We start from the raw sequence: 19,072 nt of genomic DNA, 5'->3' as shown, positions 1-19,072 counted from the left end.
TGAGAGAAAAGCATGAGCGAACCCATTCGTTTGACCCAGTACAGCCACGGCGCCGGTTGCGGTTGCAAGATTTCGCCCAAGGTGCTCGAAGTGATTCTCGCGGGCAGCGGGGCGCAGAATCTCGACCCCAGCCTCTGGGTCGGCAATGCCTCGCGCGATGATGCGGCGGTGTATGCCATCGACGAAGAGCGCGGTGTGGTGTCCACCACCGATTTCTTCATGCCGATCGTCGATGACCCTTACGATTTTGGCCGTATCGCCGCCACCAATGCCATCAGCGATATTTACGCCATGGGCGGCGATCCACTGATGGCCATCGCCATTCTTGGCTGGCCGGTCAATGTGCTGGCGCCGGAAGTGGCGCGCGAAGTGATCCGCGGTGGCCGCGCCGTGTGCGACGAAGCCGGCATCCCGCTGGCAGGCGGGCACTCGATCGATGCCCCGGAGCCGATTTTCGGCCTGGCCGTGACCGGTCTGGTGAGCAAGGCCAACATGAAGCGCAACGACACCGCCACGGCCGGTTGCAAGCTGTACCTGAGCAAACCACTGGGCATTGGCATCCTCACCACGGCGGAGAAGAAGGCCAAGCTGCGTGAGGCCGACATTGGCCTGGCGCGTGACTGGATGTGCACCCTGAACAAGCCCGGCAGCCGCTTTGGCAAGCTCGCCGGCGTGCGCGCGATGACCGATGTCACCGGCTTCGGCCTGCTCGGTCATCTGGTGGAAATGGCTGATGGTAGTGGCCTCAGCGCCCGTGTCGAGTTCGCCCGCGTGCCGCGTCTGGAGAGTGTCGAACACTATCTGGAGCAGGGCTGCATACCCGGTGGCACCTTGCGCAACTTCGACAGCTATGGCGACAAGATCGCACCGCTGCCGGAGCTGGCCAAGCTGCTGCTGTGCGACCCGCAGACCAGCGGCGGCTTGCTGATTGCCGTGGCGGCGGAAGGTGAGGCCGAGTTTCTCGCCGTTGCCGCCGAACTGGGGCTGACGCTGGCGCCCATCGGCGAGATGGTCGAGCGACAGCATTACGCGGTCGAGGTGTTATGATGCGCGACAACTGCACCGACTACCGCGACCTGTTCCTGCATGACCGGCCGCTGATGGACACCCGTGCGCCGGTCGAGTTTCTCAAGGGCGCCTTTCCCGGCGTGATCAACTTGCCGCTGATGAACGACATCGAGCGGCAGAAGGTCGGCACCTGCTACAAGCAGCAAGGCCAGCAGGCGGCCATCGAGCTGGGCCATCAACTGGTCAGCGGCCATACCAAGGCCGAGCGCATCGAAGCCTGGGCGGCCTTTGCCAAGGCCAACCCTGAGGGTTACCTGTACTGCTTTCGCGGTGGCCTGCGTTCGCAGATCGTCCAGCAATGGCTGAAAAGCGAGGCGGGGATCGACTATCCGCGCGTGGTCGGTGGCTACAAGGCCATGCGCACCTTCCTCCTGCAGAGTACGGACGACGCCATTGCCGCGTGCGATTTCGTGCTGGTGGGCGGCATGACCGGCACCGGCAAGACCGAGGTGCTCAGCCAGCTTGGCAACAGCCTGGACCTGGAGGCGCATGCCAATCATCGTGGCTCCAGTTTTGGCAAGCGCGCCAGTGCCCAGCCGGCGCAGATCGATTTCGAGAATGCCCTGGCCATCGACTTGCTCAAGCGCCGCGCGGCAGGGCAGCAGCAATTCGTGCTGGAAGACGAAGCGCGCCTGATCGGTCGCTGCTCCCTGCCATTGCCGCTGCACCAAGCCATGCAGCACTACCCGCTGGTCTGGCTGGAAGACAGCGTGGCCAATCGGGTCGAGCGTATCCTGCAGGCTTACGTGGTCGAGCTGTGTGCCGAGTTCGTTGCACTGCAGGGCGAGCAAGAGGGTTTCAGTGCCTTCGCTGCGCGCTTGCGCGAGAGCCTGGCCAATATCACCCGGCGTCTGGGTGGCGAGCGTTACCAGCGTTTGGCCGCGATCATGGATCAGGCGTTGCAGGAGCAGCAGGCCGATGGCCAGGTGGACACCCATCGCGGCTGGATCGAGGCCTTGCTGGTCGAATACTACGATCCCATGTATGTGTTCCAGCGCGAGAGCAAGTCCGGGCGTATAGAATTCGCTGGCGAACAAGAGGCTGTGGTGCAATACCTCCGTGAACGAAACGGCGGTTGAGCCGGGCACTTTCGCGCAGGCGAGGCGTCATAGATGAGCCAACCTGTAGTCCTGTCCCTCCCGAGGAGTGTGGTCGATGAAACATTGGATCTGTTTGCCGCTGCTGGCGGTGATGCTCACCGGCTGTGCCGGCAAGACCGTTTACCGCGAGACCTGCGCCAACCAGCTGGATGCCGCCTGGAAGGAGCTGAGCATCGCCGAGGCCGAAGGTTTCGCCGGCACCGTGAGCTATTCCAAGGCGCTTTCGCTGCTCACCGCCGCCAAGACTCAGCAGCAGTTCGAGGCCTATGAAGGCTGTGTCAGCAAGGCCGAACGTGCGCGTTTCTACATCCGCGAATCGCGAGCGGGGCGCTGATGCAGATCGATTTCGCTGATCTGAGCCCGCTCGAGACTTATCGCTGGCTGGCGTCCAGTGTCACGCCACGGCCCATCGCCTGGGTGTCGACCCGCTCGGCCGAGGGCGTGGCCAACCTCGCGCCGTTCAGCTTCTTTCAGGTGATCAGCGACAACCCGCCGACCGTGCTGGTCAACGTCAACACCCGTGATGACGGCAGCCTCAAGGATACCCTGCACAATGCCCAGGCCAGCGGCGAGCTGGCGATTCAACTAGTCAGCTTCGCCCAGGCCGAGGCAATGAATGCCAGTGCCGCGCTGCTGCCGCATGAGGTCAGCGAGTTCGCCCACTGCGCCATTGCCAGCCAGCCCTGCGAGCGTATCGACGTGCCGCGTGTCAGTGGCGCAGCGGTGACCTTCGAGTGCCGCGTGGCGCAGATTCAGCCCTATCCGCCGCAGCAGCCCAATTGTCACCTGATCTTCGCCGAAGTGCTGCTGGCGCATATCGATGATGCCGTGCTCAACGAGCAGGGCCGTCTCGATCCACTCAAGCTCGATCTGGTCGGGCGCCTGGGTGGCAGTGCCTATTGCCGCACGCTCGATCTGTTCCAGATGCAGCGGCCCTGATACTGCTTCCGAACGTTCTGGTGATCGTAACCGGGCTGTTGGCGCTGCTGGATATGCAGCAGAGTGCCAGCCTGGCTTGCCTGAAGGTTGGCGCCGCGAACCAGGCCGAGACCGCCCTGGAGGCCATGGGCGAAACCGCTGCCTCGAGCATTCAGTTGGCCGAGCTGGGGCGCGAGCTGCAGGGAATGGCTGGGCAATTTCACCTGGTATAGCGGCGGGCCTCACAGTTTCGTGAGCAAAAATGTCATGGCGCTATGCCGCATGCCTGCGCCCCAGTAGCATCGACCCTCTGCATAAGGAGTGAACGATGCGAAGCAAACTCGATGCCTGTCTCGACGCGGTCAATCAGGTGGTGTTGGGCAAGGAGGCGCAGGTGCGTCTGGCGCTGACCTGCCTGCTGGCACGCGGACACCTGCTGATCGAAGACCTGCCGGGCATGGGCAAGACCACCCTCAGCCATGCCCTGGCGCGCGTGCTGGGGCTGAGTTTCCAGCGTATTCAGTTCACCTCCGACCTGCTTCCCGGGGATATTCTCGGCACCTCGGTATTCGACAAGGACAGCGGCCAGTTCGTCTTCCATCCCGGACCGATCTTCGCTGAGCTGGTATTGGCCGATGAGATCAACCGTGCCACGCCCAAGAGCCAGAGTGCGTTGCTCGAAGCCATGGAGGAGGGGCAGGTGACCATCGAGGGCGCGACCCGGCCGTTACCCGAGCCATTCTTCGTGATCGCCACGCAGAACCCGGTCAGCAGCGGCGGCACCTTTGCCTTGCCGGAATCGCAGCTTGACCGCTTTCTCATGCGTCTTTCGCTGGGCTATCCGGCGCAGGCTGCAGAGCGTGCGCTGCTGCTGGGTGATGCGCGGCGCGACCTGCTGCCGCGTTTGCAGCCGATCCTCGATCACGCCGAGCTGGCGCGCCTGCAGGCGCAGGTGCCGAAGGTACGCGCCAGCGATGCCCTGGTCGACTATGTGCTACGTTTGGTCGAGGCCACGCGTAGCCAGCCGCAGTTCGCCTGGGGCCTGTCGCCGCGTGCCAGTCTGGCGCTGTTGGCGGCGGCACGGGCCTGGGCCTTGCTGGCCGAGCGTGATTATGTGATTCCCGAAGACGTGCAGGCCGTACTGCCCTCGGTGGTTGGCCATCGCCTGCGCGAGCGCGCCGACCCGGCTGGCCATGGCGGCGGCGGCCTGGTGCAATGGCTGCTGCGTGAAGTGCCGGCGCTCTGATGCGTGCCGCGTTGAAGCCGCTCTGGCAGCGCTGGCTGGCCAGGCGCATTCCGCCAGCGGCCAGCGTGCGTTTGAACCAGCGGCGTATCTTCATCCTGCCCAGCCGCGTGGGGGGCGCATTTGCCGTGGCACTGCTGCTGATGCTGCTGGTGGGCATCAATTACCAGAACAGCCTGGCCTATGGCCTGACTTTTCTACTGATGGCGGTGTTCGTCGTCACCATTCTGCACACCTACCGCAACCTGGCCGGGCTGGTGCTCAAGGCGGGTGGCGGCGCTGCGGTGTTCGTCGGCGAGCAGGCGCGTTTTCGCGTGCGCCTGGAAAGCCGCGAGCGCGAGCACCAGGCCATCGCGCTCGGTTGGCCGCCAGCCGAACTGATGCTGCGTGATGTGCCGCGAAAAGGGCAGAGCGAGGTGGAGCTGAGTCTGCCGGCGACGCGACGTGGCTGGCTCAGGCCTGAGCGCCTGCGTGTGGAAAGTCGTTTCCCTCTGGGTTTGCTGGTGGCCTGGAGTTGGGTCGATCTGGATCAGGCCGTGCTGGTCTACCCGCAGCCGCTGGAAGGCGATCTGCCTTTGTCAGCAGGCCTCGGTGACGAGCAGGAAGAAGGCCTGCGCGCCCTTGGCCAGGGCGCCGATGATTTTCAGGGCTTGCGCGAGTATCAGCCGGGTGACTCGAAAAGGCGCCTGGACTGGAAGGCCTATTCGCGCGGCCAGGGCCTGTTGGTCAAGGATTTCGCCATGCTCAGCGGGCGTGACCTGTGGCTGGATTTCGACAGTCTGGGAGGCGACAGTGAAACGCGCCTTTCGCTGCTCTGTCATTGGGTGCTGCAGTTATCTCAGCGTCAGCAGGCCTTCGGTCTGCAACTGCCGGGGCAGGTGATTGCCCCGGATTATGGCGAGGGCCACCGCGATGCCTGCCTGCGTGCCCTGGCGTTGTTCGGAGCACGCGCATGAGCAGCCTGCCGGGTATCCCGAGGATCGCCCTGACCTGGTTGCTGGTCGCCCAGGTGCTGGTGATCGTGCCGCACCTGGTGCATCTGCCGCTGTGGATGATCGCGCTATGGCTGGGCGCTGCCGGTTGGCGCGTACAGATCTTTCGCATGCGTGCCCCTTATCCCGGTGGCTGGGTCAAGGGCGGGCTGATGCTGCTGGTGCTGGCCGGTATCCTGCTGTCGCGTGGCACGTTGGTCGGGCTGGATGCCGCCGTGGTGCTGCTGATCGCCACCTTCGTTCTGAAGTTGCTGGAGATGCGCACGCGACGTGATGCGCTGGTACTGATCTTCCTCGGTTTCTTCTGCGTGGTGACCGCCTACCTGTTCGAGGACGGCATCCTCTCAGCGCTCTACAGTCTGTTGCCGGTCGCTGCCTTGCTGGCTGCCCTGGTTGGTTTGCAGCACAGTGGTTTCGCCGAGCGCCCCTGGCCGACCCTGCGCCTGGCCGGTGGGCTGCTGTTGCAGGCGATACCGCTGATGGTGCTGCTGTTCGTCTTCTTCCCGCGCATGGGACCGTTGTGGTCGCTGCCACTGCCCAGCGACAAGGGCGTCACCGGCCTGTCGGACAGCATGGAACCGGCCGATATCGCCGAACTCAGTCGCTCCCCGGCCTTGGCCTTTCGCGCCAGCTTCGAAGGTGACGTGCCGCCGCGCGAACAACTGTACTGGCGTGCCCTGACGCTGGAGCGTTTCGATGGCCGGCGCTGGTCGCAGTCCGCTTACGCGGATGTACCGATGTCCGCGCAGTGGAGCAAGGCCGGAGACCCGCTCGACTACAGCATCATCATGCAGCCCAGTGGCAAGCGCTGGCTGTTCGCCCTCGACGTTGGCGAGATGACCCAGGACGGCGCACGGATGATGAGTGACTTTCGCTGGCAGCGGCTGCGCCCGGCGGATCGGCCACTGCTGTACCAGGTGCGCTCCTGGCCAGAGGCTGTGCGCGAGGCGCAGGGCGAGCCGCCTGGATTGCGCCAGGCGCTGCAGTTGCCGCCGCAGGGCGATCCGCGTAGCCGCGCCTGGGCAGCCGAGCTGAAGGCGCAGTATCCACAGAGCGATGCGCTGGTGGCGGCCATACTGCAGCATTTCAATCGCGAGCCCTATGTCTATACCCTGCGTCCGCAGCCGCTGGGTGCTGACAGCATCGATGAGTTCCTGTTCGACACGCGGCGCGGGTTCTGTGCGCACTATGCCGGCGCCATGACCTTCGTGCTGCGTGCAGCGGGTATTCCGGCGCGGGTCGTGGCCGGCTACCAGGGCGGTGAGCTCAATCCTGCTGGCAACTACGTCCAAGTGCGCCAGTTCGATGCGCATGCCTGGGTCGAGTACTGGCAGCCGGGGCAGGGCTGGCGCAGCGTGGATCCGACCTTCCAGTTTGCCCCCGAGCGTATCGAGCAGGGCTTGGAGGAGGCGTTGGCCGAAGAGGATGGTTTTCTCGAGGATCAGCCGTTCTCGCCGCTGCGCTACCGCGAGCTGACCTGGCTCAATCAGCTGCGTTTGAGCTGGGAAAACCTCAACTACGGCTGGCAGCGCTGGGTGCTGGGGTATCAGGGTGAGCAGCAGCTGAAACTGCTGCAGAACTGGTTCGGCAGCCTCGACTGGCAGCGTCTGGCGCTCGCCCTGGTGGGCACCGGTGCGCTGTTGATTGGCCTGCTGGCGCTGTGCTTGCTCAAGCCCTGGCAGCAACGGGCTGATCCACAGCGTCAGATTTTCCGCCAGTTCGAGCGTGTGCTGGCGCGCCATGGCGTACGCCGCGAAACGGGCGAGGGCGCACGCTCATTCGCCTTGCGGGCTGCCCGCGAACTGCCGGCACAGGCTGAGCAGATCGAGGCTTTCGCGCATTGTTTCGAACAGCAGCGCTATGCATTGCAGCCCGCTTCGCGTACCGCCCTGGTGCACGCGCTGAGGCAGGTACGCAAGGCTTTGCCCTGGCGCCTGTCGCGCCAGTGATACAGTGCAGAGGTATCTTGCTCTGGGAGTCCGCATGAGTGATTTGAGCGAACATTGCCTGTACCGCGTCCTGGCCCTGCAGGTACGCCTGTATGCCTGCCAGGCCCGCTTGGCCGACTGCACCGATAGCGAAGCGCTACATGATTTGCGTATTGCCCTGCGTCAACTGCGCAGCCTGTTGCGTCCGCTGCGTGGTTTGCCGGGTGTGGATGCCCTGGAGCAGGGCGCGGCCGTACTGGGGCGTCTCAGCGGCCCGTTGCGTGACCGCGAGGTATTACTGGCCGAGTTGACCGGCAGACAGCTGTCACACCTGCTACCGCTTGATGCGCCATCACGTGCGGCAGGCTACGCCATGCTTGCGACCTCCCGTGAGCTGATGGATGTCCTGCATCTGCTCGACCGTTGGCCGGCAAGTTGGCGTGAGGCCGCCCGTCAGGGGCTGTTGAGTGATCTGGGCCGGCGTATTCGCCGGCGCCTGCGCCGCCAGCAACGGCAGCTGGCCGATGCGCTGCGTGATCCCGCCCATGACCGTCATCGCCTGCGCCTGCTGATCAAACGTGTGCGCTACGCTGCTGAAACCTATCCGCAGCACAGTGGCCTGAGCAAGGCGGCGCAGCTCAGGCTCAAGCGTGCGCAGAGTGCACTCGGTGACTGGCATGATCATCTGCAGTGGTTGGCACAGGCCGAAGCAAGCGAAGCGTTACAGCCTTGTCGGGCTGCCTGGTTACAGGCCCAGTGGGCGGCCGAACGGCGTGCGGATGACGCCCTGCTGGCGCTCTATGGCGATTTTCCCAAGGCGAAATAGGGTGTCATTTTCGCCGCCAATATGACCGACTAGCCATCCTCCCGGGCTATCGTTGCGCGGCCGGCATCCCCTAAGATCGTCGCCATCGATGAATGCCGAGGTGCTTATGATCTTCTCCGAAATGCTCGAAGCGGTACGCCGCGATCCTCATGCCGTGGTGATTCCGCCGGAGTGGGGCCAGGGGCGCGCCAGTTTCGGTGGGCTGGTCGCCGCACTGGCATTCGAGGCGATGCGCGCCAAGGTGCCCGAGAACCGGCCGCTGCGTTCATTGGCCATTACCTTCGTCGGCCCGGTGGCGCCGGATGTCCCGGTGAGTTTTCAGGCCGAAGTGCTGCGCGAGGGCAAGGCGGTCAGCCAGATGTTCCTGCGTGCGGTTCAGGATGGCCAGGTGATGACCGTGGTTCAGGGCAGCTTTGGCGCCTCTCGTCCCTCATCGGTTGCCGTGGAGGCGCTGGCCGCACCACAGATCACGCCGGCCGAGCAGTGCCAGGAGCTGCCCTACGTGCGTAACGTCACACCGGAATTCACCCGCTTTCTGGCCATGCGCTGGGGCATTGGCGGTATGCCGTTCAGCAATACGCCCTCACGGCAGATGGGCGGCTGGGTGCGGCTGCGCGGCGAGAGCGTGCCACAGGCGATGAGCGAAGCGCATCTGCTGGCACTGGTCGATGCCTGGCCGCCTGCGGTGCTGCCTTATCTGAAAAGCCCGGCGCCGGGCAGCTCACTGACCTGGACCATCGAATTCGTCCAGCCGCTACGCACTCTCAACAGTGACGACTGGTGCCTGTACCGTGCCGATATCGAACATGCCCGCGATGGCTATGGCCATGTGGCGGCGGCGATATGGAGCCCGGCGGGCGAGCTGATTGCCCTGAGCCGGCAGACCGTCACGGTATTTGCCTGAGCGTGCGCGTCGGCTGGGCGCAGGCTACTTGCGCTTGCGCCAGGTGCGCCACCAGCCGCCGCTGAGCACGAAGCGCGGAAAGGTGACGCACTGTTCCAGCAACAGGTGCTTGCAGGCGTCGCGCCGGCCACGGAAGGGTTCCGGTTGATTCTGCTCCAGACGATGCCCCCGCGCCTGCAGGGCCAGGGCGGCATACAGGCCGATGGCGCCAAGCACCAGTGGTACGAAACCCGGTTGCCAGAGGCCGATCAGCAGCAGCGCCAGCGACAGCAGAAACAGCGGCACGGCGAGCAGGTGCAGCAGCAGGTTGGTCGGATGCTGGTGCTGGTCGGCGTAGTGACGCCACTGCCTGCTCAGCAGGTTGGGAAGGCGCTTGTTCATGATGCGGTCCTCGACTCGATAGAGCGAGTCTAGAACCGCCAGGAGCGAGCGACGAATTGCTCTTGGCTATGGCTGGGATAGATTCATCCTGGGGCTGCCGATTACAGCCGCAGCTGGCCGATGGCCTTGTTCAGTTCGCCGGCCAACTGCGCCAGTTGCTGGCTGGTGGCGGCCGATTCGAGGGTCTGACCGACCGTCTGCTCGGTGACGTCGCGGATGCCCACCACCGAGCGGCTCATCTCTTCGGCGACCTGGCTTTGCTGCGTTGCGGCCACGGCGATCTGCGTATTGCTCTCACGCATCAGCGCCACGGCGGCGGTGATCGCGGCCAGAGACTCGCCCGCTTCTTGCGCCAGTTGGACGCATTGGTTGGCACTCTCCGAGCTTTCACGCATGAATTCCACAGCGTCGCGGGTGCCGCCCTGCAGACTGCCGATCATCTGGGTGATTTCATCGGTGGAGTCCTGCACGCGCTTGGCCAGGTTACGCACCTCATCGGCGACCACGGCGAAGCCACGACCCATTTCACCGGCGCGAGCAGCCTCGATGGCGGCATTGAGTGCAAGCAGGTTGGTCTGTTCGGCGATGCCGTGAATCACGCCGACCACGCGGTTGATGTGCTGGCTGTCTTCGGCCAGCCGCTCGATGCTGGCAGCGCTCTGGCGCACCCCCTGCGACAGGGCGGCGATGGATTGTTCGACGCGCTCGACCACGTGCTGACCGGCGCGGGCCAGTTGATCGGCACTCTGGGATTGATCGCGGGTGGTGCCGGCATGCTCGGCAATGTGTTGCACGGTCGCCGACATTTCGTTGATCGCGGTGGCGGCCTGGTCGGTTTCGCTTTGCTGGCTGAGCATGCCCTGGCGCACTGCACCCATGCGCTCGGCCATGTCGCGGGTGCCGCTGTTCAGCTCACTGGCGACCTGGCCGACGGTGCCGACCACACGCTGATAACCTGCCTGCATGGCGTTGAAGGCGGCGGCCATCTGGCCGACCTCGTCGCGGCCGTCCAGCGGCACTCGCAGAGACAGGTCGCCGCTGCGCTCGGCCTGCAACATGACATCCTTGAGGGTATTGAGGTGGCTGAGCAGAAAGCGGATCAACAACTGCGAGGCAGCCAGCAGCAACAGCATCAGCACGGCGACAGCGACGGCGTAGGTGAGGGCATGCTGGGTGAACAGATCGAGCAGGCTGGGCGCGCGCGCCAGGATCGCCAGGGTGCGTCCATCGCCGAGGGTGACACGCTGGGCGCCGATCAGGGGCGAGTCGGCGAACCAGGCATCGTGTGCCAGTGTCTGCCAGCCGCTGGCGTCCGGGGTGCCTTGCGCGCCCGGCAGGCTGTCGCCCTGCAGTAGCTGAACGTTGCTCGAAGTGGGCAATGCCGCCTGCGCTGGCCATTGCTGGAGCAGACGCGCCTGCTCGATTGCCGCTTGCCGGGCATCGCCACTGCGTGCCTGCTGCTCGGTCTGCAGGGCGAACAGCACCAGCATCAGGCTGATGACGAAGGCAACGGCGTTGACTGCCCAGAATTTGTACTTGAGAGAAAGGTTGCTGATCCAGGCACCCATGCTTTGATTATCCATCTCGCTGCATTCGCTGTTGGCTAAGTGCCAGCAGTATGCCTTGGGAAAAAGCCGGAGTCTTGACGTCAATCAAGACTCTGGTGGTGGCCCATCCAGTATGACCGGTAAGCCGAAGAACAGCCGCGCGTTGCGCGTGGTCTGTGCCGCCAGGCTGTCTTCGGGCTGACCTCGGTGCAGCGCCACCTCACGCAGCACCTCGCCGAGGAAGGCCGGTTCGTTACGCCCGCTCTTGGGCTTGGGTCGCAGGGTACGTGGCAGCAGAAAGGGCGCGTCGGTCTCGAGCATCAGGCGCTCGTCGGGAATATCTCTGAGTAGCGGGTGCAGGTGCGTGCCACGGCGCTCGTCGCAAACCCAGCCGGTGATGCCGATGTGCAGGTCGAGATCGAGATAGGCATAAAGTGCACGGCGTTCGCCGGTGAAGCAGTGGATCACGGCTGCCGGTAGCCGGTCGCGATAGTCGCGCAGGATCTCCAGCATGCGCTGGCTGGCTTCACGCTCGTGAAGAAACACCGGCATCTGTAACTCGACAGCCAGTGCCAGCTGTTCTTCCAGCGCCTTCTCCTGCGCGGGGCGTGGTGAGAAGTCACGGTCGAAATCCAGCCCGCATTCACCGACGGCGCGCACCTGTGCTTCCTGTAACAAGGCCTTGAGGGTGTTGCCGCTGCTGGCATCCCAGGTGCTGGCTGCGTGGGGGTGAACCCCGGCCGTGCTGAACAGGCGCTGGCCGCTGTCGTCCAGTTGTCGGCAAAGTGTCAGGCTTGCCTCGCTTTCGTTCAGACTGGTGCCGGTCAGCACCATCTGGCACACATCGGCTGCGTAGGCGCGCTCGAGCAGTGCTTCGGCCTGCACGGCGAGGCTGGGGTGGGTGAGATTGACGGCAATATCGATGAGTTGCATGGTGCCACCTGTTGAACGCGAAAGAGCAGAATAGCAGAAGCCGTCCATTCGTCAGGAAGTCGATTTAAAACAACAACTTGTTCGCTGTTTTTAAGGTTCATGCAAGGTTGTGGGGTGGCGCCGGAGCGCTCGCCTGTGCCAATCTCCGCGCCCCTGTCCGGCTTGGGAACTTGTTCTGCGAGCTCAGGGTCTGACGCCGTCTGTCGCGCATCGGCGAGCAGCAGGCCCACGACGAAGTTTCGGCGGCCAACCGTCTTTTCTGGAGAATCGATGTCGCGATTGCTGCTGATCCTGTGTCTGCTGGCCATGCTGCCGCTGCCGGTCAGCGCACGCCTGGCTGGCCCGCCAGAGGTCGGTGGGCAGGCCCGCAGCGCGCGTGATCTGCCAGCTATTCGCAGCAGTGGCGAACTGCGCGTGCTGGTCAACCAGAGCCGCAACAGCTCGGGATTGGTGAAGGGCCAGAGCATTGGCGTCGAGTATCACCGCCTGCGCGCCTTTGAGCAGTACCTCAATCGCAATGCCCGCGATGGGCGCAGCCTCAAGTTGAAGATCATTCCCAAGGCCAAGGATCAACTGCTCGGTGCGCTGCAGCGTGGCGAGGGTGATCTGGTCGCGCCGGGCGAGTTGCTCAATGTGCGCACGGGGCATGAGGTCAGCGCCAGTACGGCAATTCGCCGTGAAGTGCCGCTGGTGGTGGTCTCGAAGCAGGGCAACAGGCACTACCGCAACCTTGAGCAACTGGCCGGGCGCAGCCTCTCATTGCCGGCGGGCAGTGCCGTGGGCGAGGCGTTGCGCCTGATCAACCAGCAACTGGCGGATCGCAAGTTGCCGCCGATGGTGGTCGAGTGGGTCGACCCCAGCCTGGCCGTCGAGGATGTGCTGGAGATGGTTCAGGCCGGCATCTTCGAACGTACGGCGGTGGAGCTGCCGATTGCCGAGCGCTGGGCCAAGGTGATGCCCAGGTTACGTGTCGACAGGCATCTGGTACTGGCCCGTGACGGCGATATGAAGTGGTTCGTACGCCCCGATGCGCCAATGCTGCGCGCCAGCATCGATCGCTTCTTCAGCAGCTACAGGAGCCCGGCAGATCAGGATGCTGCGTTTCAGCGCGTCTATCGCCGGCTGTACAAGGTGCATTCTCCCTTTGGTCGTACCGAGCGCCAGCGTCTGGAACGGGTACGTCCGGTGCTGCAGCAGCATGCCGAGCAGCAGGGCTTCGATTGGCTGATGCTGGCAGCGCTGGCCTTCAAGGAGTCGACGCTCAACCCCTCGGCGCGTGGCGCCAGCGGGGCGACCGGGCTGATGCAGATTACCCCGGCCGCCGCGCGCACTGTCGGCGTGAGCAACATCCAGAATATCGATGGCAATGTGCAGGCCAGCAGCAAGTACCTGGCGATGATCCGGCGCAATTTCTTCAATAGCCCACTGCTTAACGAGCGCGAGCGCATGGCCTTTATCCTGGCCGGTTACAACCTGGGCCCGCAACGGGTGCAGAGCCTGCGTGCCGAGGCCCGCAGGCGTGGCCTCAACCCCAATCAGTGGTTCTTTCAGGTCGAACGTGTGGCCATGGAACAGATGGGCATGGGGGTGGTGAGCTATGTGAATGCGGTCAACAAGTATTACCTGGCTTATGACCGTGAGCGCTATCTGCTGGAGCCGCAGTAGTCAGCGGCTGATGGTCAGATAAATATCAAATTAATCGATCACTATTAGGCATATTTTGCGATTTTAAGATCGATTAATTTGGATATTCTGTGCGCCATCTACCCCACACTGCAAAAGGAAATCTCCTCATGAACACCCTGATCAAAAGCATCACGGCCAGCCAGGCCGGTTTCGGCATCACCATTTTGCGCATCATCGCCGGTATCACCTTCGCCGCTCATGGCGCACAGAAGCTGTTTGGCTGGTTTGGCGGCTATGGCCTGGCGGGCGTCGCACAGTGGATGGAGAGCATTGGCCTGGCGCCGGGTTACCTGATGGCATTGGCTGCCGGTAGCGCTGAGTTCTTCGGTGGCGTGGCGCTGATCATCGGCCTGCTGGTGCGCCCGGCGGCAGCGGTGCTGGCGGTAACCATGCTGGTGGCGATCGTCACCGTGCACCTGGCCAACGGTTTCTTCATGAGCAACAACGGCTACGAGTTCGCCCTGGCGCTGCTGGCCATCAGCGTAGCGCTGGTGTTCGAAGGTGCCGGCAAGCTGTCGGTCGATGGCAAGCTCGCGCGCTGATTGATCAGCTACCAGCAAGAAGGCCCGCACATGCGGGCCTTCTTGCATCAAGCGCCGAACGGTCAGGCGGTAGCGGCCTGATCAGCTTTCTTTTCCTGTGCAATGACCTGCTGCGCCAGTTCGATCATCTGCTCGCGCATCCAGCGGTTGGCCGGGTCCTGGTCGGTACTCTCATGCCAATACAGGTGCGTTTCCAGCGCCGGCACATCACCGACCGGTAAGGTCACATGATGCAGGTTGTGGCGGCGGGCGAAGCGCTCCGGCACGGTCATCACCATATCGGTCTGCTGCAGCACGCTGCTGGCCATCAGGTAATGCTGCGAGCGCAGGGCAATCTTGCGCTGGATGCCCATCTTGCCCAGGGCCAGATCCACATAACCGAGACCACTGCGGCGGCTGGAGATGTGGATGTGGCTCAGTGACAGGTACTCATCGAGGCTGATCTTTTCCTTGGCCAGTGGGTGACCGGGGCGCATGGCGCAGACGTAACGATCATCCAGCAGTTTGACGTGACGCACCTGCGGGTCGGTGTTGAGCGGTGCATCGACGGCAAAATCGAGGCGGCCGGCAGCCAGCTCCTTGGTGGTTTCGCGGCGCTTGGCCAGGAAACTCTCGATGCACACGCTAGGCGCCAGACGGCGCAGGCGCTGGAACAGCGGCGGCAGGAGAATCTGCTCGGAGAGGTCGGTCATGCTGATGCGGTAGGTCTTGCCGGCCTGCTGCGGGTTGAAGGTGCGGCTCTCCTGCACGGAGACACGCAGCAACTGCAGGGCGTTACGCACCGGGCCGATGATGTTCTGCGCCATGGGCGTGGGCACCATGCCCTGGGCAGTGCGCACGAACAGCGGGTCGTTGAAGGTTTCGCGCAGACGGGCGAGGGCGTTGGAAACCGCCGGCTGGGTGATGCCGACGATCTGTCCGGCACGGGTCAGGTTGGCCTCGGTGTAGATGGCGTCGAAGACGATGAAGAGGTTCAGGTCCACCTTGGTCAGGTTCATGCCGGCAGTGCTCCAGGGGCGTCGATATCAATCGATCATATATCGGTTATGAATGTTCATACACGCTGAAAATAGGTTCGATAAATCTTAAGCGCTGTTCTAGCATCATTTCCACAACCTCTCACCCTTTGTCACAAACAGGTATCTCCATGGATTTCGCCTATTCCCCCAAGGTTCAAGAGCTGCGTGAGCGTGTTACCGCGTTCATGGAGGCTTATGTCTACCCGGCCGAAGCGGTGTTCGAGCAGCAAGTGGCCGAGGGCGACCGCTGGCAGCCGACCGCAATCATGGAAGAACTGAAGAACAAGGCCAAGGCCGAGGGGCTGTGGAACCTGTTCCTGCCTGAGTCGGACTATGGCGCCGGCCTGAGCAATACCGAATACGCGCCGCTGGCCGAGATCATGGGCCGCTCGCTGATTGGCCCGGAGCCGTTCAACTGCGCCGCGCCGGATACCGGCAACATGGAGGTGCTGGTACGTTACGGCAACGAGGCGCAGAAACAGCAATGGCTGGAGCCGCTGCTGTCTGGCGAGATTCGTTCCGCCTTCGCCATGACCGAGCCGGGCGTGGCCTCCAGCGACGCCACCAACATGCAGGCCAATGCCCGCCGTGAAGGTGATGAGTGGGTGATCAACGGCCGCAAATGGTGGACGTCGGGCGCCTGTGACCCGCGCTGCAAGATCATGATCTTCATGGGCCTGACCAATCCGGATGCGCCGCGTCACCAGCAGCATTCGATGATTCTGGTGCCGATGGATGCCCCCGGCGTCAGCGTGTTGCGTCCGCTGCCGGTGTTCGGCTACGACGACGCGCCGCATGGCCATGCCGAGGTGCTGTTCGAGAATGTGCGCGTGCCTTACGAGAACGTGCTGCTGGGTGAGGGCCGTGGTTTCGAGATCGCCCAGGGTCGCCTTGGCCCGGGCCGTATCCACCACTGCATGCGCTCGATCGGCATGGCCGAACGTGCCCTGGAACTGATGTGCAAACGCGCCGTGAGCCGTACCGCCTTTGGCAAGCCGCTGGCACGCCTGGGCGGCAACATCGACCACATCGCCGATTCGCGCATGGAGATCAACCAGGCGCGTCTACTGACCCTGAACGCGGCCTACATGATGGATACCGTGGGCAACAAGATCGCTGCCAGCGAAATCGCCCAGATCAAGGTAGTGGCGCCCAACGTCGCGCTGAAGGTGATCGACCGGGCGATCCAGATGCACGGCGGTGCCGGGGTTTCCAACGACTTCCCGCTGGCCTACTGGTACGCCATGCAGCGCACCCTGCGCCTGGCCGACGGCCCGGATGAAGTGCACCGCGCCGCCATCGGCAAGTACGAAATCGGTAAATATGTGCCGCGTGACGTGATGAAAGCCAGTCGCTGATCAGGCAAATGACAAGGCCCGCAGATGCGGGCCTTGTCATTGATGGGTGCTGGAGGCTTTATCAGTGCTGCGGAGCGCTCTGGTCGCGCGTCTTCAGCAGTGACAGCAGCACACCACCAGCCAGCAGGCCCAGGGTAACGGCAAGCGAGAGCAGGGCAGGTACCTTGATCAGGTCATGCAGGAAAATCTTGCCACCGATATACATCAGCACCAGCGCCAAAGCGTACTTCAGGTAGATGAAACGGTGCATCAGTGCGGCCAGGGCGAAGTACAGCGCACGCAGGCCGAGAATGGCGAAGATGTTCGAGGTGTAGACGATGAACGGGTCCTGCGAGATGGCCAGCACCGCCGGCACGCTATCGACGGCGAACACCAGGTCGGCCAACTCGATCAGCACCAGTGCCAGCAGCAGCGGAGTGGCATACAGCAGCGGCTTGCCGCTGACCTTGTCCTGCAGGCGTACCAGGAACTTGCCTTCGTGCAGGTCGTCGGTTACGCGGATGTGCTTGCGCACGAAGCGGATCACCGGGTTTTGCGCCAGGTCCGGGTGGGCTTCGGTATCGTTGCTGCGCAGCATCTTGATGCCGCTGAAGAGCAGGAAGGCACCGAAGATGTAGAGAATCCAGTCGAACTGCTGCACCAGTGCCGTGCCCAGGCCGATCATGATCGCGCGCAGCACGATCACCCCGAGAATGCCCCAGAACAGCACGCGATGCTGGTACTTACGCGGGATATTGAAGTAACCGAGGATCATCGCCATGACGAAGACGTTGTCCATCGACAGCGATTGCTCGACCAGAAAGCCGGTGTAGTACTCCATCGCCTTGGTGCCGCCGAGCTGCCACCAGATCCAGCCGCCGAAGGCGACGCCGACGCTGAAGTAGCCGGAATACAGCAACAGGCTCTCGCGCATCTCGATTTCATGCTGATCGCGATGCAGCACGCCGAGGTCGAGCACCAGAAGGGTGATGATCAGTACCAGAAAGGCCAGCCAGAACCAGCCTGGAGTACCGAAGATGGGGGATGTCAAAAAGGCAAGTAGAGCGTCCATGAGCCCTCCCTTATGTCTGCCTGAGTTGAAAGATATCTACTCAGTGACTCCGACATCACGGTGAGAAAACTCACCGCCAGAGGGGCCCGGCGTCACGCGCGGCGAAGATTAGCGTCGAGTCGTCGCGCTGCCAAGCCTTTGTAAGAAAATATTTACTGGTCTCAGTAGACCCAGACTTCCACGCGGCGATTGCGGATGCGGCCATTGTTCTGATCATTGGCTGCCACCGGCAGCTCGCTGCCCAGGCCGGTGACTTCACGCAGCAGTACGCCCTCCCTGGCCAGTTCGCGGCGCACGGCCATGGCGCGCAGCTTCGACAGCAACTCGGCGCGCTCGGGGTCGCTTTTCGGGTCGCCAAAGCCGACCAGCACCACCTTGTTTTGCAACTTGTCGTGCTGTTTGAGGTAGTCCAGCACCCGTCGCACATCACGATGGGCCTTGTTGTCCAGCGTCGCGCTGCCTTCCTGGAAACGGAAGTTCACCGACAGGCGTTGCCCCTGTTTTGCCAGTTGCCGGTACTCCGCGGGCATCTGAGTATCTGTGTTGACCTTCACCGCCTGCACGGTCTGGGCGATGAAGCCGCTGCTGTCGACGATGGCCTGGCCGCGCGGGCTGTGAGCGAAGTCGATCAGCGCGCGGGCCCAGGGATTGCTCTGTTGCGGTGCGTTGTAGAGAAACAGACGGCGTGCCAGGGGGTAGTCTTCGGTGGCGATCAGTGTGGTGCTCGGCGGCATTGGCTGGGAGTCGCCAGACGCGACCGAGACCGCTTTGGCCTGACGGATGTAGGGCAGGCCAATGAAGCCGATGCCATTGGGATCGCTGCTCACCGCGTCGGACAGTTGGCTGCTGGACTCGAAGCGTTGCGCGCGGGGCGCAAGTGTACGTCCGCCTGGGGCCAGCACCAGCTCCTTGAAGGTGTCATAGGTGCCGGAATTGTCATCGCGTGCGTAGGGGCGCACCTGGCCAGGCCTGCCGCCCAGTGTGGCCCAGTCGTCGATATCGCCGGAAAACAGCTGCGCGATCTGCTCCACGCTGAGCGCTGCGACAGGGTTGGACGGGTGGACGATGATCGCCAACCCGTCGATGGCGATGACCTGTTCGCTTTGCGGGCTGCGCAGATCACCCAGGGCGGCCAAGCTGGCGGCTTCGCTGTCCTTGATCGGCCGCGATGAAGCGGCCAGATCGGCGCTGCCATCGCTGAGTGCAGTAAAGCCGGTGCCCGAGCCATGAGCGGCAATTTCGACAACCACCGCCCTGCCATCGGCCTGGCGTGCCAGCACACGCTGCTCGTTTGCCCGGGTACCGTCCTCGCTATGGATGTCCAGCAGGCCTTGTGCCTCGAACAGCCCCTTGACCAGTTCCGGCGCCAGCCTGGCACCGATGGTGTTGGAACCCTCAATGCGCAGCAGCGGCTGGTTATCCTCCGACGCTGGCAGTGCCGTAGCGAAGACGGAAAGCGGCAGGGTGTAGCAGATGAAACCGATCAGCAACAGCGACAGCGTACGACCCCAGAGGTCGCGATCAGCGGACAGGGCGCGCGGCATGCGGCAGGCACCTTCTAGTGGGTGGGATAAGG

At 63.4% G+C, this 19,072-nt stretch carries 18 protein-coding genes and 1 pseudogene; 13 read left to right on the top strand and 6 right to left on the bottom strand.

The genetic code is table 11. The features are described from left to right. The first annotated feature begins 12 nt into the window (after positions 1 to 12). From selD to J7655_RS11470, 10 genes and pseudogenes are all read left to right on the top strand, one after another. The gene (gene selD, locus J7655_RS11515) at positions 13 to 1,047 is read left to right on the top strand and encodes a selenide, water dikinase SelD (RefSeq protein WP_230924562.1); all 1,035 of its coding nucleotides are present in this window, start codon (positions 13 to 15) and stop codon (positions 1,045 to 1,047) included. Beyond that, entirely contained in the window at positions 1,047 to 2,147 is a 1,101-nt protein-coding gene (gene mnmH / locus J7655_RS11510) for a tRNA 2-selenouridine(34) synthase MnmH (RefSeq protein ID WP_230927717.1), read from the top strand. The genes selD and mnmH overlap by 1 nt, the downstream gene beginning before the upstream one ends. A gap of 76 nt (positions 2,148 to 2,223) precedes the next feature. Further along, complete coding sequence (locus J7655_RS11505) at positions 2,224 to 2,502, top strand: hypothetical protein (protein WP_147809710.1); 279 nt, start codon at positions 2,224 to 2,226, stop codon at positions 2,500 to 2,502. Further along, complete coding sequence (locus tag J7655_RS11500; RefSeq protein WP_230924561.1) at positions 2,502 to 3,107, top strand: flavin reductase family protein; 606 nt, start codon at positions 2,502 to 2,504, stop codon at positions 3,105 to 3,107. Before J7655_RS11505 ends, J7655_RS11500 begins: the two co-directional genes overlap by 1 nt. Positions 3,108 to 3,229: 122 nt before the next feature. Continuing rightward, positions 3,230 to 3,319: pseudogene (locus tag J7655_RS21060) on the top strand (hypothetical protein); the annotation flags it as partial. A 95-nt stretch (positions 3,320 to 3,414) separates the two neighbouring features. Next, positions 3,415 to 4,332: an AAA family ATPase gene (locus tag J7655_RS11490; protein WP_230924559.1), complete on the top strand. Its 918-nt coding sequence runs from the start codon at positions 3,415 to 3,417 to the stop codon at positions 4,330 to 4,332. Further along, positions 4,332 to 5,285: a DUF58 domain-containing protein gene (locus tag J7655_RS11485; RefSeq protein WP_230924558.1), complete on the top strand. Its 954-nt coding sequence runs from the start codon at positions 4,332 to 4,334 to the stop codon at positions 5,283 to 5,285. Before J7655_RS11490 ends, J7655_RS11485 begins: the two co-directional genes overlap by 1 nt. Continuing rightward, positions 5,282 to 7,270, top strand: a complete 1,989-nt coding sequence (locus tag J7655_RS11480; RefSeq protein ID WP_275948849.1) for a transglutaminase TgpA family protein — start codon at positions 5,282 to 5,284, stop codon at positions 7,268 to 7,270. Before J7655_RS11485 ends, J7655_RS11480 begins: the two co-directional genes overlap by 4 nt. Before the next feature lie 34 nt (positions 7,271 to 7,304). Continuing rightward, positions 7,305 to 8,075, top strand: coding sequence for a CHAD domain-containing protein (locus J7655_RS11475; RefSeq protein ID WP_230924557.1), 771 nt, complete (start codon positions 7,305 to 7,307; stop codon positions 8,073 to 8,075). 106 nt (positions 8,076 to 8,181) lie between these two features. Beyond that, entirely contained in the window at positions 8,182 to 8,979 is a 798-nt protein-coding gene (locus J7655_RS11470; RefSeq protein WP_230924556.1) for an acyl-CoA thioesterase, read from the top strand. Positions 8,980 to 9,003: 24 nt separating this feature from the next. Here the strand turns inward: J7655_RS11470 and J7655_RS11465 are convergent, their stop codons facing one another. The 3 genes from J7655_RS11465 to J7655_RS11455 all read right to left on the bottom strand — a co-directional run bounded on the left by J7655_RS11465 (position 9,004) and on the right by J7655_RS11455 (position 11,840). Continuing rightward, complete coding sequence (locus tag J7655_RS11465; RefSeq protein WP_230924555.1) at positions 9,004 to 9,360, bottom strand: Mpo1-like protein; 357 nt, start codon at positions 9,358 to 9,360, stop codon at positions 9,004 to 9,006. Positions 9,361 to 9,461: 101 nt separating this feature from the next. Continuing rightward, positions 9,462 to 10,928: a methyl-accepting chemotaxis protein gene (locus tag J7655_RS11460; protein WP_230924554.1), complete on the bottom strand. Its 1,467-nt coding sequence runs from the start codon at positions 10,926 to 10,928 to the stop codon at positions 9,462 to 9,464. 84 nt (positions 10,929 to 11,012) lie between these two features. Next, positions 11,013 to 11,840, bottom strand: coding sequence for a TatD family hydrolase (locus tag J7655_RS11455; protein ID WP_230924553.1), 828 nt, complete (start codon positions 11,838 to 11,840; stop codon positions 11,013 to 11,015). A gap of 270 nt (positions 11,841 to 12,110) precedes the next feature. Here J7655_RS11455 and J7655_RS11450 point away from each other — a divergent pair, with 270 nt between their 5' ends. Together J7655_RS11450 and J7655_RS11445 are read left to right on the top strand one after the other, a co-directional pair. Further along, positions 12,111 to 13,505, top strand: coding sequence for an MltF family protein (locus tag J7655_RS11450; protein ID WP_230924552.1), 1,395 nt, complete (start codon positions 12,111 to 12,113; stop codon positions 13,503 to 13,505). A gap of 128 nt (positions 13,506 to 13,633) precedes the next feature. After that, the gene (locus J7655_RS11445; RefSeq protein WP_230924551.1) at positions 13,634 to 14,068 is read left to right on the top strand and encodes a DoxX family protein; all 435 of its coding nucleotides are present in this window, start codon (positions 13,634 to 13,636) and stop codon (positions 14,066 to 14,068) included. 62 nt (positions 14,069 to 14,130) lie between these two features. Here the strand turns inward: J7655_RS11445 and J7655_RS11440 are convergent, their stop codons facing one another. After that, on the bottom strand, positions 14,131 to 15,066 hold the full coding sequence (locus J7655_RS11440) for a LysR family transcriptional regulator (protein ID WP_230924550.1): 936 nt from the start codon (positions 15,064 to 15,066) through the stop codon (positions 14,131 to 14,133). 149 nt (positions 15,067 to 15,215) lie between these two features. Between J7655_RS11440 and J7655_RS11435 the strand changes: the two genes are divergently transcribed. Next, a complete protein-coding gene (locus J7655_RS11435) occupies positions 15,216 to 16,445 on the top strand; it encodes an acyl-CoA dehydrogenase (protein ID WP_230924549.1) in 1,230 nt (409 codons plus the stop codon). Positions 16,446 to 16,506: 61 nt separating this feature from the next. On the opposite strand, the gene J7655_RS11430 is transcribed toward J7655_RS11435, so the two are convergent. Both J7655_RS11430 and J7655_RS11425 read right to left on the bottom strand, forming a co-directional pair. Further along, positions 16,507 to 17,496 carry a TerC family protein gene (locus J7655_RS11430; protein WP_230924548.1) on the bottom strand — a complete coding sequence of 330 codons (990 nt, stop codon included), beginning with the start codon at positions 17,494 to 17,496 and terminating at the stop codon, positions 16,507 to 16,509. 161 nt (positions 17,497 to 17,657) lie between these two features. Continuing rightward, positions 17,658 to 19,040 carry a substrate-binding domain-containing protein gene (locus J7655_RS11425; protein ID WP_230924547.1) on the bottom strand — a complete coding sequence of 461 codons (1,383 nt, stop codon included), beginning with the start codon at positions 19,038 to 19,040 and terminating at the stop codon, positions 17,658 to 17,660. Between the last annotated feature and the right edge of the window lie 32 nt (positions 19,041 to 19,072).

Source organism: Pseudomonas wenzhouensis (genome assembly GCF_021029445.1).
In the GTDB taxonomy this organism is placed as follows: domain Bacteria; phylum Pseudomonadota; class Gammaproteobacteria; order Pseudomonadales; family Pseudomonadaceae; genus Aquipseudomonas; species Aquipseudomonas wenzhouensis.
The sequence above is the reverse complement of the archived record's forward strand: the minus strand, read 5'-3'. Positions and strand labels throughout refer to the sequence as shown.